The sequence below is a fragment of the Neisseria sp. 27098_8_112 genome (assembly GCF_041433235.1).
Taxonomy (GTDB): Bacteria; Pseudomonadota; Gammaproteobacteria; order Burkholderiales; family Neisseriaceae; genus Neisseria.
This window is the reverse complement of the sequence record NZ_JAPWBB010000002.1, coordinates 56,094-71,480: the sequence shown is the minus strand read 5'-3', so window position 1 is coordinate 71,480 and position 15,387 is coordinate 56,094. Positions and strand designations below refer to the sequence as shown.

Sequence of the window (15,387 nt, the reverse complement as noted above, 5' to 3'; positions counted from 1 at the left end):
ACGGGTTATGCAAGTTTTTATTTGTTTTTGTTGCTGTTTTGCCATTCGATCAAATCGAGGCCGGCTTGATACAGGCCGCGGTCGGTTTCCGATGGGGTGACGGTAAATCCTGATTTTTCAGCGAGTTTGAGCATCGGTGTGTTTTCTTTGAGGATTTCCGCATTCATGGTTTGGTAACCTTGCTGTGTGGCAGTTTGGATAATGAGGCTCATCATTTTGCCGGCCAAGCCGGTTTTGCGTGCTTCAGGCGCTAAAGTAATGCCGAACTCGCACTCATTGCGATTGATGCGGCTGTAGCGGCTGACTGCAACAATACGGCCGTCTGAAGCGAAGGCTGCCCATGCACATTCGGTATGGAAATCGGGACGGGTCAGCCGTGCGAGTGTGGGCAGCGGCAACTCGTTGGTATGGGTCATGAAGCGCGTATAGCGGTCGGTCGCGGGTAATTGGCGGACAAATTTTTGTTTGGCTTCGGCATCTTCAGGCTCTAGTGCGCGGATGTGCAGTGTGTTGCCGTCGGGAAGGGTAAAGGTCTCGGTTTGGCTCGGATAGGGTGCGAGTACGTTTTGTATCTCGGGCGTTTCAGTTTTAGGGTGCAGCAGTTCGGACGCAGCTTCGCCGGTGTTGCGTAGAAACTCGGCTGCGGCCGGATTTTTTTGTTGGAGGTAGGCGGCGGCACTTTGCATTTTAGCGGCGGCCTGTTCTAAGGTTTGGACCGCTTTTTTGGGGATTTTGGTTGTTGGTGCAACAGGTTTTTCTACGATTTCGGGAATGATGGCGCTGCTGTATTGGCTGCCGTTGTAGTTGAGGATAATGTCGCCGATATGCTGGTTGTTGTGGATAAGCGTGTTTAGGGAATGCAGGAATTGATTGAGAACGGACGTGTTGTCGAGTTCTGCAAATTGGCTTAAATGCTGGATATCAAGCGTGGTAAAAGGAGGTAATGAGGCTTCGGTTTGGCCGTTGTAATGGGCGGTAAGGATGTTGTCGTAAATGGCATGGCGGCTGAATCGGAATTGGACGGCATTGTGTTTTTGGGTTTGGCACGGAGGCAGGTATAGGGCTTCCGCCATTAGTTCGGTTTGGCCGGACGCAATGGCTTTATCGATACTTTTGCTTTTGGGTGTTTTCAGACGGCCTGTTTTTACTGGAGCAGGGGTATTTTGCACCTGTTGCAAATAGGCGGTTTGATTGCGGAAATAAAGTGTCAGCAGGGCTTCTTCCGGCGTGTTAAACCTAGTCAGACCGTCTGAAAAACGATAGCTGACGAGAATGGGCTTGCTGGTTTTTTGTGCCAAATTATCCAGAGTTTGATGAATGCTGTACGCATCCGGCGTATCTGGCGAAATAATGCCGAGTAGGGCTTGAGTATGAGGATTTTGTAATTGTTCGAGCGCCAGGCGGTGGATGCGTGCAGGCGTGGGGTTGCTGCCGATGCAGCCTTGTCGGATGGATGGTACATCGGTTGGAAGGTTGAGGGTCAATTGGCAGGCATCGGCGGTGCTGCGCAGCCATTCTATCGGCGTATCGGACAATATGGTGGGGTGGGTAATGACGGGAATGCCGGAAAGGTGGGCTTTTAGGGCTGCTTCCAGTTCGGCGTTATTGAATACCGGTTGGAAATTGCAATGGCGGCTGAGGCTGCGCAGGATGGCTTTGTCTGTGTCGTCGGTGTAGTGTGTGGACAACAGGATAAGCGGAGTGTGGCGTGTAAAGTGGCGGATGGCACTGAACAGCTCGCGTTGGTTTTCGGCCGGATTATAGTGGATCACGGCAACTTTGGTATGGCGGTTGTGACCGAAGCGGTTGAGCCAGTCGGCGGATGTGGTGGGGCTTATATCATAGTTGAGGCTGATGTGGCGTGATACGCCTTGGTGTAGCGTATTCAGCAGGTGGTTGATGTTGCGGCTGGCGGTGCTGTGGCCGGTTAGTAATGCGATATGGCCGGCCGGATAGTCGGTTTGGGTGCCGATATTGAGGTTGAGTGAGGGGAGTTGGATGCCTGCGCTGTTGCACACGGTAATGTTTAATTCGTCACCGTGATATTTTTGAATGATGGAACGGGCGTTTTTGCAGGATTCGGGTGGCAGATTTTCCCAATCTTGAATCAGGATAATGTGGCGCAGGTCTTTTTTACGGCAGGCTTTGAACAGCGAGTCGTAATGGTCGGGGGGGATAACGGCAACAACCAAATCGGCTTGGCCCGGGATTTTACTGAGGCTGGAGTAGGAGGGAATACCTGCGACACTGCTGTGTCGAAGATTGACGGGGGTGATTTTGCCTTGATATGAGGAACCGAGCAGGTGGCTGAAAATGCGTTCGCCAAGGCTGTGCGGACGTTCGCTGGCGCCGACGAGGATGATGTGTTCAGGCATGAAGAAGTAGCCGGTTTGGACGGTTGCACTCATGATGGTTCCTTATTTGTGTTTTTGGCCGTCTGAAAAGTTTCAGACGGCCTTATTTTTAGACTTCTTTTTTGTCTCCGGCTTTCTTTTTGGGAAGGATAAAACGCATCCTCAGGCCGTTGGGTTTGACATTTTCAGCAATGATTTTACCGCAGTGTTGTTCCATAATGTGCTGTGTCAATGCAAGCCCTAAACCTGTACCGGGTTTGTGTGCGCTGGAGTCGGCGCGATAAAAGGCAGTGAAAATATGCGAAAGCTGCATTTCATCGACACCAGGCCCGTTGTCGGTAACATCGATAATCCAGTTTTTGCCGTCTTGTCCGATATGGGTTTGAATGGTGCTGCCTTCCGGACTGTAATTGATGGCATTGCGGATCACGTTGTCAAAGGCACGGTATAGATAGCCTTCGTTGGCGCTGACTACGGCATTTTCAGGGATTTTTGGGTCAATGCTCAGGGTAACGCTTTGGTTGTTTTGGTGGGCAATGCTTTGGTTGTCCTCAATCAAGTTGGTCAGGAAAGGAACGAGTTTGAGGTTTTCTTTTTCCAAAGGAATATTGGAAGTTTCCAAGCGAGAGAGGGTCAACAATTCGCCGACCAAAGTATCCATGCGCACCAGTTCGCCTTCAAGGCGCTTGAGATATTGCTCTTGTTTCTGCGGCTGAGATTGAATCAGGCCGACAATCGCCTGCATACGCGCCAGCGGCGAACGCATTTCATGCGAAACGTGGTGGAGCAGGTGGCGCTCTTTGGCAACAAGTTTTTCAAGCTTTTCGGCCATTTTGTCGAACTGTACGGCAAGGTGGGACAATTCGTCGTCACGGTCGTCAACTTGTTGGGAAATGCGGGTTTCAAGTTCGCCGTTAGCCACTCTGTCCATGCCGCCACCTAAAATTTTAATAGGCTTGGTGATGTTGTTGGCAAGGATGTATGCCATCAAGAGCCCCACAACGATGATAAAAGACAGAATGATAAATTCGTGCCAAATAGGCGAAAGCGGCAAGCCGGGAATGAAGAGCGGGCTAGGGAGGCGTTGAGCCTGATGATTGTCCCAGCCTTTAATAAAGAAGAGGTATTCTTCGCCGAAACGGTCGTATTCGATGTGTGCCAAATCAGATTCGGGGTTGTTGATGGCAAAGATACGGGCGCGCTCAATGGAGAGGCTGTCGATGTTTCGGCCTAAAATATCTTTTTTATCGTCGCCGGTAATCACATAAACGGCATTGGAAACCGGATTGTTTTTCCATTCGGAAAGAATTTCGCGCGCACCGCTGTCTCCGCGTGAGTTGAATGCGGAAATAATGCTGCTCATCAATGTGGTTTCGATGGTGCGGCGTTGGTTGAATTGGTTTTCGGCAAGGGTGTTTTGTACCAGCCAAAATGAAAAACTCGCCACAAAGATTGCGCAGACGATGACTGCGCAAAATGTGGCGAAGATGCGTTGAAACAGTTTCATTGATCTGTTTAATCTTTAATTTTTAACAAACAGGTAGCCTAAGCCGCGTACAGTTTGAATCAGGGAAGCATCGCCCAATTTGTGGCGGATGCTGGAGATGTGTACGTCGATGCTGCGGTCAAATTTAGCCAGTTTGCGGTCGAGTGCCTCGATAGACAGGGTCTCTTTGCTGACAACTTGTCCGGCGTGGCGCATCAAAACTTCGAGCAGATTGAACTCGGTGCTGGTCAATTCAAGCGGAGTGTCTTTGATGCTGGCTTGGCGTTTGGCAGGGTAGAGGACAACGTCGCTGACAGAAATGCTGTTAGGCGCGTTGTTTTGTTCGTTGCTGTGTTGTGCACGGCGTAAGATGGCGTTGATACGCGCCAAGAGTTCGCGCGGTGTGCATGGTTTCGGTACGTAATCGTCCGCACCCATTTCCAAACCGATAATGCGGTCGATGTCGTCACCTTTTGCAGTCAGCATGATGATGGGTACAGTGCTTTGGGTGCGTACGTTTTTCAAAACGTCCAAACCGTTCATTTTAGGCATCATGGAGTCTAATACGACGACATCGTATTGTCCGGTCAGAATTTCTTGAACGCCGGCTTCGCCGTCAGGAACGCTGTGGACGTTGAGGCCTTCGGCAGTCAGGTATTCGGTCAGCAATTCGGTCAAGAGGGCATCGTCATCTACGAGTAATACGCGACTCATGGAATTTCCTTTTCGTGATTGTATGCGCCGTGGCACTAAATAGGCGGTGCGGCGATTAAAATAGAGTTGTATTCAATCTTAACATGCAATCTGCTTTTGTTGATAGCGTAATTTTCTGTGCTTTTGCGCTTTTTTGCATAGAAACTTGTCGCTCTTTACATTTTCAGACGGCCTGTAAGGACAAACTGACAATTGAGTGAGTTTTGTTTAGGGTTTATCACATGATTGGGCAGTTTGGTGTTTCGGTGCATTGATGAAATCTTTGCAATCGGACAAAAGTTTGGGCAGCAGAGGGGCGAATACCGGATGGCTGCGTATTTTGTCGGCGTAGAAATACATCATATACGGGTAATAATATTGCACTGCCTGCATCCATTGCGCACCTTCTTCTTTTTTGCCTTGTCGGTATAGGTAGAGACCGACTTGATAGGCGCTGGAGTAGGGGCGGTAGGTCAGGGCTTTGAGTGCGGCTTCTTCTGCCCACGGGCGGATGTAGGTATCGGTCGGGTCTGCACGTTTGCTCAAGCTCAAATCGGCGTAATAGGCAAGCATGGGGCTTTCTTTGGAAAGTCGTTGCAAGCCGTCGATTTTGTTTTGAACCGTTTGCTGATCATCGGTTTTCCCTACACGGCTATATTGGGTCAGATTTTGATATTCCCAGCTGAGGTTTGCCATGCCGATTAAAATCGATAAAGCAGCTATACCGCCTACCCATTGTCTGATTCGGGTAGATAAAAGGCCGTCTGAAACATCTTTCGGATAAGAGGGTGTCAACGACAGAATCAGGCTGAATACAGTGAGGAAGTAGATATACCAAAGAGGATATTCAAGCATGCTGTGGCAAAGGCTGACGGAGGTGGCAGTCAGTAAAAACAGGGAAGCTGGCGTTTGGTTGCGTCCCGATAGTCGCCATACGGCTGCAAGCAGGGTTAAGGTTGCGAGCAAGGTGCCGGCAATGCCCATTTCGGACAGCAACTGCATGACGATATTGTGCGAATGGGTAAACAGTACGCCGAGGATATTGTTGGGGAAATATTGTTGCTGGGCATTGATCAGAAAGGTTTGCTGGGCAAAGCTGTTCCAGCCATGGCCGAACCAAGGTGCGGATTTAAAGGCAATCCATGCTTTGCTCCATTCGATTTGGCGCATGGAGCCTTCAAAGCCGCTGGTGCCTGCTCGTTCGACAGCGGTTTCGTATTTGATGTTGCCAAACAAATCCAACAGGCTGCCCATGCCGAATTGGAAAGCGGCGGCCAGGATGGCGGTCAGAAGGAAAATGCACAGTGCGCGTTTGTGTTGGAAACAGGTACGCCAAAACCATAACGGCGTAATCAGGAATAGGGCGGCAATGTAGCCTAAGATGGTGCGCGAGTTGACAAGGCCGAGGGTCGCAGTCAAAGCCAATACGAACAGAAAACCTGCTGCATTGGATATTTTGCGCACCGTCCATAAATAGGATGCCGCCAAAATGCCCCACATTAAATAATGTCCCAAATGATTGCGCTGGCCGAGTTGGCCGTTTACGGTGCCGTTGCTTCGGGCAATAATGCCGTTCAACCACTCTACGTTGGACCAGCCTTTAAATTGCAGCCAGACGATGGCGACCTGTATGGTTGCCCCTATCAATAAAGACCAAGCAAAGATACTGACGACACGTTCCTGTCCGTAAGCTGCTACCCAGCCTCGCACCGACCATGCGCCCAGTGCCAAAATGACAAAGGTCCAGGCAGTAATATCGCTCATGCCGGGGTAGGTGGAATGCATGAGGCGCGCTTGGAGCGACCAAAATGCGGCCATGGCAAATAAGCCGATACTGAGTGCAGGGAGGCGAATATTCAGCAGGCCTTTGTGTGCGCTAATCAGTGTCAGTACCAATGAGCCGCTCAGAGAGATGGCTTCTAAATAAAAGCTGGGCAGTGGGCCGACTCGGTAGAGTGAGAGAAAAGGGACGGCGCAAATCCAAAGAAAACTGAGCCATAAAGGCCAAAAGGTTTTTACTGAAGATTCAGTCAGGCCGTCTGAAAGTGTGTGGTAGGTCATTTTGATGTGTGTTTTTGTTGTTTGATAAATGCAAGGCAGCCGAGGAAAAAGGCAATACACAATAATACGGAAACGGCGGCGCAAATCCGGCTGGCGACGGCTGTGTCTGCCAGGCGCATACAGGCTTCGGCAAAGTAAATCAGAATCAGCATGGAGCTGTATTGATAAGTGTAGATGCGTTTTTTCAAAATGCCGGTCAACGGCAGGCACAGGGGCAGGGCTTTCAGGGCCAGCCATGAGCCGCCTTCGCGCAATGGAGCGATCCACAATTCCCATGACAAGGAAAGCAGAATCAGCAGGATAAGGCTTATGGAAGTTGCAAGATAAGGTAATGGGGAGCGTGTATTGTTCACAATATTGAGGGCGTAAAGCCGTACTGGAAAACTTAAAATTATACCGCTAAAAAGGCAGGGTAAGCCAAGAATATTGCTTAAAGATGCTGAAGAAAGGATTTATTGTTTTTTCTTCAAACGAATGAAACTTTATCTTGTTTTATAGTCTTATTAATATATATATTTAATAAAGATTGTGTTATTATTATAGACGCTTTATCTCAGGAGGATAGAAAACCATGAATCGCGTTGCTGATGTTATCCGTGATGATATTAAAGTAATGACAGCCTATCAGGTTGCCGATTTGCCGGAAGGTTTTATTAAGTTGGACGCCATGGAGTGTCCGCATCATCCTTTCGCCGGGTATGAATCTTTATTATCGGAATGGGCGGACTTGGCAAAGCAGGCACCGATTCATTTGTATCCCCATACTGCCAAGAGCGGTATTTATGGAGAATTGAGGGAGGTTTTCGGTATTCCCGATAAGGCGGAAATCGCATTGGGCAACGGCTCCGACGAGCTTATCCAATTTTTGACTATGCTGGTTGCCAAACCAAATGCGCAGGTATTGGGTATTGAGCCAAGTTTTGTTATGTATCGTCATAATGCCGTGCTTTATGGCATGGAATATGTCGGCGTTCCCTTAAATCCGGATTTCTCTTTAAATCTTCCTGCCGTTCTGTCTGCGATTGAGCAACATCAGCCGTCATTAATTTTTATTGCCTATCCCAATAACCCTACCGGCGTGTGCTTTAAGCGGGAAGAAGTGGAGGCGGTTATTCGTGCGGCTACCGGCATTGTGGTTGTTGATGAGGCATATGGAGCGTTTCATCATGACAGTTTCCTTCCTTGGGCGGGAGAAGTTGAAAACCTGGTTGTAATGCGCACCATCAGTAAAATCGGCTTTGCAGGCTTGCGGATGGGATATGCAGCGGCAAGTCCAAGCATTATAGGTGAACTGGCCAAAATCCTTCCGCCTTACAATATGAATCAATTAAGCTTGGCAGCGGCAAAATTCTCATTGAAACATCATCCAATCATTCAGCAAAACATTGATACATTAAAAAACGAGCGTTCGCGCGTGCTGAATGAATTGTTGAAATTAAACCGTTTGGAAGTTTTCCCGAGCGAAGCCAACTTTATTACCGTTCGCGTTCCTGATGCGAACGAGTTGTTTGAAACATTGAAGCAAAACCGCATACTGATTAAAAAACTGCATGGCAGCCATCCGCTTTTGGATCAGTGTGTCCGCATAACCATAGGCTCGGCAGCGCAAAATGATGCCGTCTTGGCGGTTATTAGAAACCTTTACCCCAATCTTTGATTTCAAGGAAACTACCATTATGAACAAAGCTCAACTGCATTTGACCAATTTTCTGTTACTGGTTGAAGAAGCCGGCTCATTAACCAAGCTTGCACGTGCGTGCGGTTATGAAAACTCCGCCTCTTTGTCTCAGCTCAAACGCCGTTTGGAACAACAAGCAGGCGATGAGTCTGCACGCGGCATTCGTCCGAGCCTGGCTGCGAAGTTGGAATCCGGTATGCGCAAACGCAAAGGCTGGCTGAACCGTGACCACAGCAAAGACCAAGAAAAAGCAGCAGCGGTTGAAGCGGCGCGTTTGGAAAAACAAACTGTCGAAGCAGTCGAAGCTGGTGTTTCAACCGAAGGCCGTTTTGTTACCGTTACCCGCAATACCTGCGAAACCCAAATTACCGTCAGCCTCAATCTTGACGGTACCGGCAAATATCGCTTGGATATCGGCGTTCCTTTCCTTGAGCATATGCTTGCCCAAGTGGCGCGTCATGGTTTGATTGACTTGGATATTACCTGCAAAGGCGATTTGCACATTGACGACCATCACACGGTTGAAGACATCGGTATCGTGGTGGGTCAGGCCCTGAAACAGGCGCTTGGCAATAAAACCGGCATTACCCGTTACGGTCATGCCTATGTTCCTCTGGATGAAGCGTTGAGCCGTGTGGTTATCGACCTTTCCGGCCGCCCTGGTTTGGTGTACAACATCGACTTTACCCGCGCCCTGATCGGCCGTTTTGATGTTGATTTGTTTGAAGAATTTTTCCACGGCCTTGTGAATCACAGTATGATGACCTTGCACATCGATAACTTGAGCGGCCGTAATGCACATCATCAAGCCGAGACCGTTTTCAAAGCCTTCGGCCGCGCTTTGCGCATGGCGGTCGAATACGATCCACGCATGATTGGTCAAACGCCTTCTACCAAAGGCACGCTGAGTGAAGAATCTGTTCAAGAAGAAGCGGAAGCCGCGTCTGAAGAATAAGGCATCGTGTGAATGAATAAAGGCCGTCTGAAACCGATCGGGATTTCAGACGGCCTTTTATTATTTGTCTTGTATGGTGGCAATATTTTGTTTTAAACCATCTTTTGCTACAATCATTCTTATTATTATATTAATCATTAAATGTTTTCAGACGGCCTGAGGAGAAGCAATGAAAGTAGCGATTGTCGATTATGGAATGGGAAACCTGCACTCAGTATTGAAATCTGTTCAGGCGGCGCAGGTCTTGTCCAAGCAAAATGCCGAGGTTTATCTGACTTCGCGGCCCGAAGAAGTGATGGCGGCGGATAAGGTTATCTTTCCGGGGCAGGGCGCCATGCCGGATTGTATGTCGGCGTTGAAGGCAAGCGGTTTGGGCGAGGCGGTTTCAGACGGCCTGAAAAACAAGCCGTTTTTTGGAATTTGCGTAGGTGCGCAATTATTGTTTGAACACAGCGAAGAAGGCGATACAGATGGTTTGGGCTGGTTTGAAGGGCAAGTAAAACGGTTTTTGCCCAATCAAACCGATGCACAGGGAGGCCGTCTGAAAGTGCCGCATATGGGTTGGAATACAGTGCGCCAAACCCGTCCGCATCCTTTATTTCAAGACATTGGGCAGAACGAGTATTTCTATTTTGTCCACAGCTATTATTTTGCACCGAAAAATGAAGAGATTGTTTTAGGCGTCAGCGAATATCCGAGTGAATTTGCCTGCATTGTCGGTAAAGATAATGTGTTTGCCACACAGTTCCACACGGAAAAAAGCCATCAGGCAGGATTGCTGCTGCTGCGTAATTTTTTAAATTGGCAGATTTGAGGTTTTTAACATAAATCTGCTAAAAATCGCTAATTTGTGTAAAATATACTGAAATTGAATAGAGGAGAAAAAAATGCTGTTGATACCTGCCATTGATTTGAAAGAAGGACGCTGTGTTCGCTTAAAACAAGGCTTGATGGAGCAGGCGACGGTGTTTTCCGATTCGCCGGCAGAGATGGCGTTGCATTGGCGCAATCAAGGCGCACGCCGTTTGCATTTGGTTGATTTGAACGGCGCATTCGCAGGCGTTCCTCAAAATTTTCCGGCGATTAAAGAAATTTTGGCCGCCGTAGCCAAAGATATTCCGGTACAGCTTGGTGGCGGTATCCGTGATTTGGGCACCATTGAAAAGTATTTGGATTTGGGGCTGACCGATGTGATTATCGGTACGGCCGCGGTAAAAAATCCTGAATTTGTGCGCGAAGCATGTAAGGCATTTCCGGGTCAGATTATCGTCGGCTTAGATGCCAAAGACGGTATGGTGGCGATAGACGGTTGGGCAACGGTAACGGAGCATCATGTCGTCGATTTGGCCAAGCGTTTTGAAGACGATGGCGTCAACAGCATTATTTATACCGATATCGGTCGCGACGGCATGATGAGCGGCGTGAATATCGAAGCTACTGTCAAATTGGCCCAATCCGTGAATATCCCGATTATCGCTTCCGGCGGCTTGACGAATTTGGACGATATCCACGCATTGTGTGCCGTTGAAAAAGAGGGTGTGAGCGGTGCGATTACCGGCCGCGCAATTTATGAGGGAAGTATTGATTTCGCACAGGCACAAAAACTGGCCGATTCTTTGGCTTAAGTGTGTCGGATTATGCGGATAAGACCTTTCAGGCCATTAAAACGCAGCGGCTGACGCAGCACACAAAAATGCACTCAAAGGGATTGCCTGTATAGGTCATGGGTTTATATCTGTTTGAAATAATTATAAAAACAACCCAATCGATATTTTATTAAGGGATTAGTATGCTTGAAGCGTTTGTTTTGGGTTTTTGGATTATCTGGTCATCCGACCGCGAAGTGTATCCGCTAAGCGAAAGTTTGTGGTTTACACTGATTGCAGTAATACTGCGACAGCTGACGGCGTTTGATTTGCCGATTATCGATACCTATTGGATGATTTTCAATGGGATAGTGTGGGCATTTGCCGGTTTGATTTTTTCCATCGTCGGCCGCATCGACAGCAATTTCATTATTTCCTGTGTTTTGGCGATGATAGCCGGCATTGGTTATTTTCAGCTGTTGCAACATTTGCCGGATTGGTTGGGCAAATTTTTGGCCTGACGGTTTCAGACGGCCTGATAACGGATAAGAGGTATTGAGTATGGCATTGGCAAAACGAATTATTCCTTGTCTGGATGTAAAAGACGGTCGCGTGGTAAAAGGTGTCAACTTTTTGGGCTTACGCGATGCAGGCAATCCGGTTGACGTTGCCAAACGCTACAACGATGAAGGCGCGGATGAGTTGACCTTTTTGGACATCACTGCTTCCAGCGACAATCGCGACACTATTTTGCACGTTATTGAGGCAGTCGCATCACAAGTTTTTATTCCATTAACAGTCGGCGGCGGTGTGCGTACGGTTGCCGATATCCGTCGTTTGCTTAATGCCGGTGCCGATAAGGCCAGCATCAATACGGCTGCCGTAACTAATCCTGATTTGGTCAACGAAGCGGCCGGTTTTTTTGGTTCGCAAGCGATTGTTGTTGCCGTGGACGCCAAAGCGGTCAACCCTGAAAACACCCGTTGGGAAATCTTTACCCATGGCGGACGTAATCCGACCGGTTTGGATGCGGTGGAATGGGCTGTTGAAATGCAGCGGCGCGGTGCGGGCGAGATTTTGTTGACCAGTATGGATCGGGACGGTACCAAGCAAGGTTTCAACCTGCCTCTGACACGCGCGGTCAGCGAAGCGGTCGATATTCCGGTCATTGCTTCCGGCGGCGTCGGTTCGGTTCAACACTTGGTGGACGGCATTAAAGAAGGGAAAGCCGATGCGGTATTGGCCGCCAGTATTTTCCACTTTGGCGAAGCGAGTATCCGCGAAGCGAAACTGGCTATGCGTGAAGCAGGAATCGAAGTGCGTTTGTGATTGCTATCCAAAGGCCGTCTGAAAATATGGGAGAAAAACGCGAATGTCGAACATAAATGAAACGCTGCTGAATGCCGTAAAATTTGATGAAAAAGGTTTGGTTTGCGCGATTGCCCAAGATTGGCAGACACACCGTGTGCTGATGGTTGCATGGATGAACGCCGAAGCCCTGCAAAAAACCGTAGAAACCGGGTTTGCCCACTATTACAGCCGTTCCCGCCAAAAACAATGGATGAAGGGCGAAGAGTCAGGGCATACGCAAAAAGTACACGAATTGCGCTTGGATTGCGATGGCGACGCAGTGGTCATGCTGATTGAACAAAATGGTGGCATTGCCTGTCATACAGGGCGCGAAAGCTGTTTTTACAAAGTTTGGCGAGACGGCGCATGGCAGACAGTCGATGCCGTGTTGAAAAATGAAGAAGCGATTTACGGACATAAACATCCTTAAGGCCGTCTGAAAGAAAATAAGAGAAACCGACCATGACCGATACTATCCTTACCCAAATTCAAAACGTCATCGATTCGCGCAAAGGCGGCGATCCCGATGCCTCTTATGTTGCCCAACTGCTGCACAAAGGCGAAGACAAGATTCTGAAAAAAGTCATCGAGGAAGCGGGTGAAACCTTGATGGCTTCTAAAGATGGCGGTGGCGAACATTTGGTTTACGAAGTGGCGGATTTGTGGTTTCACACCATGGTTTTATTGGCGCATCACGGATTGCGCGCCGAAGATGTGGTCAACGAGCTTGCGCGCCGTCAAGGTTTGTCGGGATTAGTGGAAAAAGCTTCTCGCAAAGAATCTTGAATTTATATTACAATCCCGTATTTGACCTGTTTCAGAATCCGTCTCTTGGGGCAAAAACGATTTCCCTTTTTTGGTTGAAACTCGTTACGCCCGTTTTCAGACGGCCATTGGAGCCATTATGGATAATTGTATTTTCTGCAAAATCGCAACCAAAGATATTCCGGCACAAACCGTTTACGAAGACGACGAGATGCTTTGTTTCAAAGACATCCGTCCTGCCGCGCCGGTGCATCTGCTGCTGATTCCGAAAGTGCACTTCGATTCACTGGCACATGCCACTGTCGAACATCAAACCCTGTTGGGTAAAATGATGTTGAAAGTTCCTCAAATCGCCCATGAGGCAGGTTTGACCGACGGTTTCAAAACCCTGATCAACACAGGCAAAGGGGGCGGACAAGAAGTCTTCCACCTGCATATCCATATTATGGGTACGCCCGCATAATTATTATCTCTTTTTAAATTAAACAAATTCAAGGATTTATCATGGGTAGCTTCTCTCTCTGGCACTGGATTATCGTACTGATTATCGTCGTTTTGGTATTCGGTACCAAAAAATTGCGCAACGTCGGCAAAGACCTCGGCGGTGCAGTGCATGACTTCAAACAAGGCCTGAATGAAGGTACAGACGGCAAAGATGCCAAAAAAGACGAAGTCATCGAACACAAAAAAGACGAAGACAAAGCATAATCCATGTTTGATTTCGGTTTGGGCGAATTGCTGCTGGTCGGCGTTGTCGCCCTGATAGTGTTAGGCCCCGAACGTCTGCCGCAAGCCGCGCGCACGGCCGGGCGTTTGGTCGGCAAATTGCAAGGATTTGTCAACAACGTCAAGCAGGAACTCAACACTCAGGCTGAGTTGGACGAATTGCGCAAAGTGAAGCAGGAATTTGAAACCGCTGCATCTGAGTTTCGCGACGGTATAAAAGACTTGGGCAATGATGCACAAAAAAATCTGAGCGATATTTCAGACGGCCTCAAGCCGTGGGAACGCCTGCCCGAACAAAAAACGCCAGCTGATTTTGGTGTGGACGAGTTCGGTAATCCTCTGCCTGATTTGGCGCCAAGCAGCACTGAAAATGAAAGTGCGGCCCAAGTTCCTGAAGAGGGTGGGGCAGCGCAAACTCAAGAGCCTGTCGGGGCTGAAAATGCCGAGTCCGAGCAAGACCGCGCTTGGCGTGAGTATTTGACCGCATCGGTTTCCCCCGCACCGACGGTTGAAGTCAGCTATGTCGAAGCCCCTATCGCCGATGTTCCTCCGCTGCATACGACATCTCTGCGTAAGCAGGCGATGAGCCGCAAACGCGATATGCGCCCGAAATTCCACGCCAAGCCCAAACTGCGCGTCCGTAAGTAAAAAGTGAGTCAACCGGTGTCCGAACCTCAACACGAACAACCCGTCCAACCGCTTATCGAGCATCTTCTCGAGCTGCGTCGCCGTATGATGTGGATCGTCATCGGTATTGTTGTCTGCTTTTTGGGTATGATGCCGTTTGCCCAGCAGCTCTATACCTTTGTTGCCGAACCATTGATGGCCAATCTGCCTAAAGATACCAGCATGATTGCGACCGATGTGATTGCGCCGTTTTTTGTGCCGGTCAAGGTTACTTTGATGGCGGCGTTTCTGCTGTCGTTGCCGCACACGCTGTATCAAGTCTGGGCGTTTGTCGCCCCGGCTTTATACCAAAACGAAAAGCGTTTGATTACGCCGCTGGTGTTGTCCAGTGTGACGCTTTTCTTCGTCGGTATGGCGTTTGCTTATTTTCTGGTATTCCCAGTGATTTTTAAATTCTTGGCCGGTGTAACCCCTGTCGGCGTCAATATGGCGACCGACATCGACAAATACCTGTCCTTTATTTTGGGCATGTTTGTCGCATTCGGAACGACGTTTGAAGTTCCTGTCGTTGTGGTGTTGCTTGCCAAAATGGGCATTGTTTCGACTGAACAGCTTAAGAATGCGCGTCCGTATGTGATTGTCGGTGCGTTTGTCGTGGCCGCAATCATCACGCCGCCTGACGTAATTTCTCAAACCCTGCTTGCTGTTCCGCTGATTCTGCTCTACGAAGCAGGCATTTGGTTTAGTCGTTTTGCCAAAGTGAAAACGCAGCAGGAAGATGAAGATACACCGCAACCACCGGCAGAAGTTTAAGAATTAAGGCCGTCTGAAGAATTTTTCAGACGGCCTTTGTTTGTATCATGGCACTTTCAGAGTTTTTAAGAAAAAGTATGATGAATGTTCGGGAAATCGTAAAATATTACCGCCCCAAATTCTTTTGATGTGACTAAAAATTTCGACCGAAGATTTTGCCTCAATCGAAGCAGTAATGCGTATGAAGCCGACCGCGAAAAAATAAACCATTTTTTGAGAAAATTTATTTTGTTTTTTGTTTCACTATTTGCAACTCTTTTTCACTTTTTAAAAAGCGACGTCACCGTCGCTTT

At 48.6% G+C, this 15,387-nt stretch carries 17 protein-coding genes; 12 read left to right on the top strand and 5 right to left on the bottom strand.

Features of this window, described 5'->3' with window-relative positions; genetic code table 11:
- Positions 1–17: 17 nt before the first annotated feature.
- The 5 genes from O3682_RS01905 to O3682_RS01885 all read right to left on the bottom strand — a co-directional run bounded on the left by O3682_RS01905 (position 18) and on the right by O3682_RS01885 (position 6,947).
- Positions 18–2,408, bottom strand: a complete 2,391-nt coding sequence (locus tag O3682_RS01905) for a bifunctional acetate--CoA ligase family protein/GNAT family N-acetyltransferase (protein ID WP_371508170.1) — start codon at positions 2,406–2,408, stop codon at positions 18–20.
- 55 nt (positions 2,409–2,463) lie between these two features.
- Positions 2,464–3,861, bottom strand: a complete 1,398-nt coding sequence (locus O3682_RS01900) for a HAMP domain-containing sensor histidine kinase (protein ID WP_371508169.1) — start codon at positions 3,859–3,861, stop codon at positions 2,464–2,466.
- A 15-nt stretch (positions 3,862–3,876) separates the two neighbouring features.
- The gene (gene misR, locus O3682_RS01895; RefSeq protein ID WP_003748666.1) at positions 3,877–4,554 is read right to left on the bottom strand and encodes a two-component system response regulator MisR; all 678 of its coding nucleotides are present in this window, start codon (positions 4,552–4,554) and stop codon (positions 3,877–3,879) included.
- A 207-nt stretch (positions 4,555–4,761) separates the two neighbouring features.
- A complete protein-coding gene (locus O3682_RS01890; RefSeq protein ID WP_371508168.1) occupies positions 4,762–6,594 on the bottom strand; it encodes a PglL family O-oligosaccharyltransferase in 1,833 nt (610 codons plus the stop codon).
- Complete coding sequence (locus tag O3682_RS01885) at positions 6,591–6,947, bottom strand: DUF2069 domain-containing protein (RefSeq protein WP_049336736.1); 357 nt, start codon at positions 6,945–6,947, stop codon at positions 6,591–6,593. The genes O3682_RS01890 and O3682_RS01885 overlap by 4 nt, the downstream gene beginning before the upstream one ends.
- A 218-nt stretch (positions 6,948–7,165) precedes the next feature.
- On the opposite strand from O3682_RS01885, the gene hisC reads away from it, so the two are divergent.
- From hisC to tatC, 12 genes are all read left to right on the top strand, one after another.
- A complete protein-coding gene (hisC, locus tag O3682_RS01880; protein ID WP_371508167.1) occupies positions 7,166–8,251 on the top strand; it encodes a histidinol-phosphate transaminase in 1,086 nt (361 codons plus the stop codon).
- Between the two features lie 19 nt (positions 8,252–8,270).
- Positions 8,271–9,227, top strand: coding sequence for an imidazoleglycerol-phosphate dehydratase HisB (gene hisB / locus O3682_RS01875; protein WP_371508166.1), 957 nt, complete (start codon positions 8,271–8,273; stop codon positions 9,225–9,227).
- A gap of 169 nt (positions 9,228–9,396) precedes the next feature.
- Positions 9,397–10,041: an imidazole glycerol phosphate synthase subunit HisH gene (gene hisH, locus O3682_RS01870; RefSeq protein WP_371508165.1), complete on the top strand. Its 645-nt coding sequence runs from the start codon at positions 9,397–9,399 to the stop codon at positions 10,039–10,041.
- A 73-nt stretch (positions 10,042–10,114) separates the two neighbouring features.
- A complete protein-coding gene (gene hisA, locus O3682_RS01865) occupies positions 10,115–10,852 on the top strand; it encodes a 1-(5-phosphoribosyl)-5-[(5-phosphoribosylamino)methylideneamino]imidazole-4-carboxamide isomerase (protein WP_070606856.1) in 738 nt (245 codons plus the stop codon).
- A gap of 164 nt (positions 10,853–11,016) precedes the next feature.
- Positions 11,017–11,334: a hypothetical protein gene (locus O3682_RS01860; protein WP_003748653.1), complete on the top strand. Its 318-nt coding sequence runs from the start codon at positions 11,017–11,019 to the stop codon at positions 11,332–11,334.
- A gap of 40 nt (positions 11,335–11,374) precedes the next feature.
- The gene (gene hisF, locus O3682_RS01855; protein ID WP_003748652.1) at positions 11,375–12,142 is read left to right on the top strand and encodes an imidazole glycerol phosphate synthase subunit HisF; all 768 of its coding nucleotides are present in this window, start codon (positions 11,375–11,377) and stop codon (positions 12,140–12,142) included.
- Between the two features lie 43 nt (positions 12,143–12,185).
- On the top strand, positions 12,186–12,593 hold the full coding sequence (gene hisI, locus O3682_RS01850) for a phosphoribosyl-AMP cyclohydrolase (RefSeq protein ID WP_371508164.1): 408 nt from the start codon (positions 12,186–12,188) through the stop codon (positions 12,591–12,593).
- Between the two features lie 32 nt (positions 12,594–12,625).
- Positions 12,626–12,949, top strand: a complete 324-nt coding sequence (locus O3682_RS01845; protein WP_003679440.1) for a phosphoribosyl-ATP diphosphatase — start codon at positions 12,626–12,628, stop codon at positions 12,947–12,949.
- Between the two features lie 118 nt (positions 12,950–13,067).
- A complete protein-coding gene (locus O3682_RS01840; protein WP_150537292.1) occupies positions 13,068–13,391 on the top strand; it encodes a histidine triad nucleotide-binding protein in 324 nt (107 codons plus the stop codon).
- 41 nt (positions 13,392–13,432) lie between these two features.
- Positions 13,433–13,636, top strand: a complete 204-nt coding sequence (tatA, locus tag O3682_RS01835) for a Sec-independent protein translocase subunit TatA (RefSeq protein WP_003679438.1) — start codon at positions 13,433–13,435, stop codon at positions 13,634–13,636.
- A 3-nt stretch (positions 13,637–13,639) separates the two neighbouring features.
- The gene (gene tatB / locus O3682_RS01830) at positions 13,640–14,302 is read left to right on the top strand and encodes a Sec-independent protein translocase protein TatB (protein ID WP_371508163.1); all 663 of its coding nucleotides are present in this window, start codon (positions 13,640–13,642) and stop codon (positions 14,300–14,302) included.
- A gap of 15 nt (positions 14,303–14,317) precedes the next feature.
- On the top strand, positions 14,318–15,094 hold the full coding sequence (gene tatC / locus O3682_RS01825; RefSeq protein ID WP_154953210.1) for a twin-arginine translocase subunit TatC: 777 nt from the start codon (positions 14,318–14,320) through the stop codon (positions 15,092–15,094).
- Positions 15,095–15,387 lie beyond the last annotated feature (293 nt).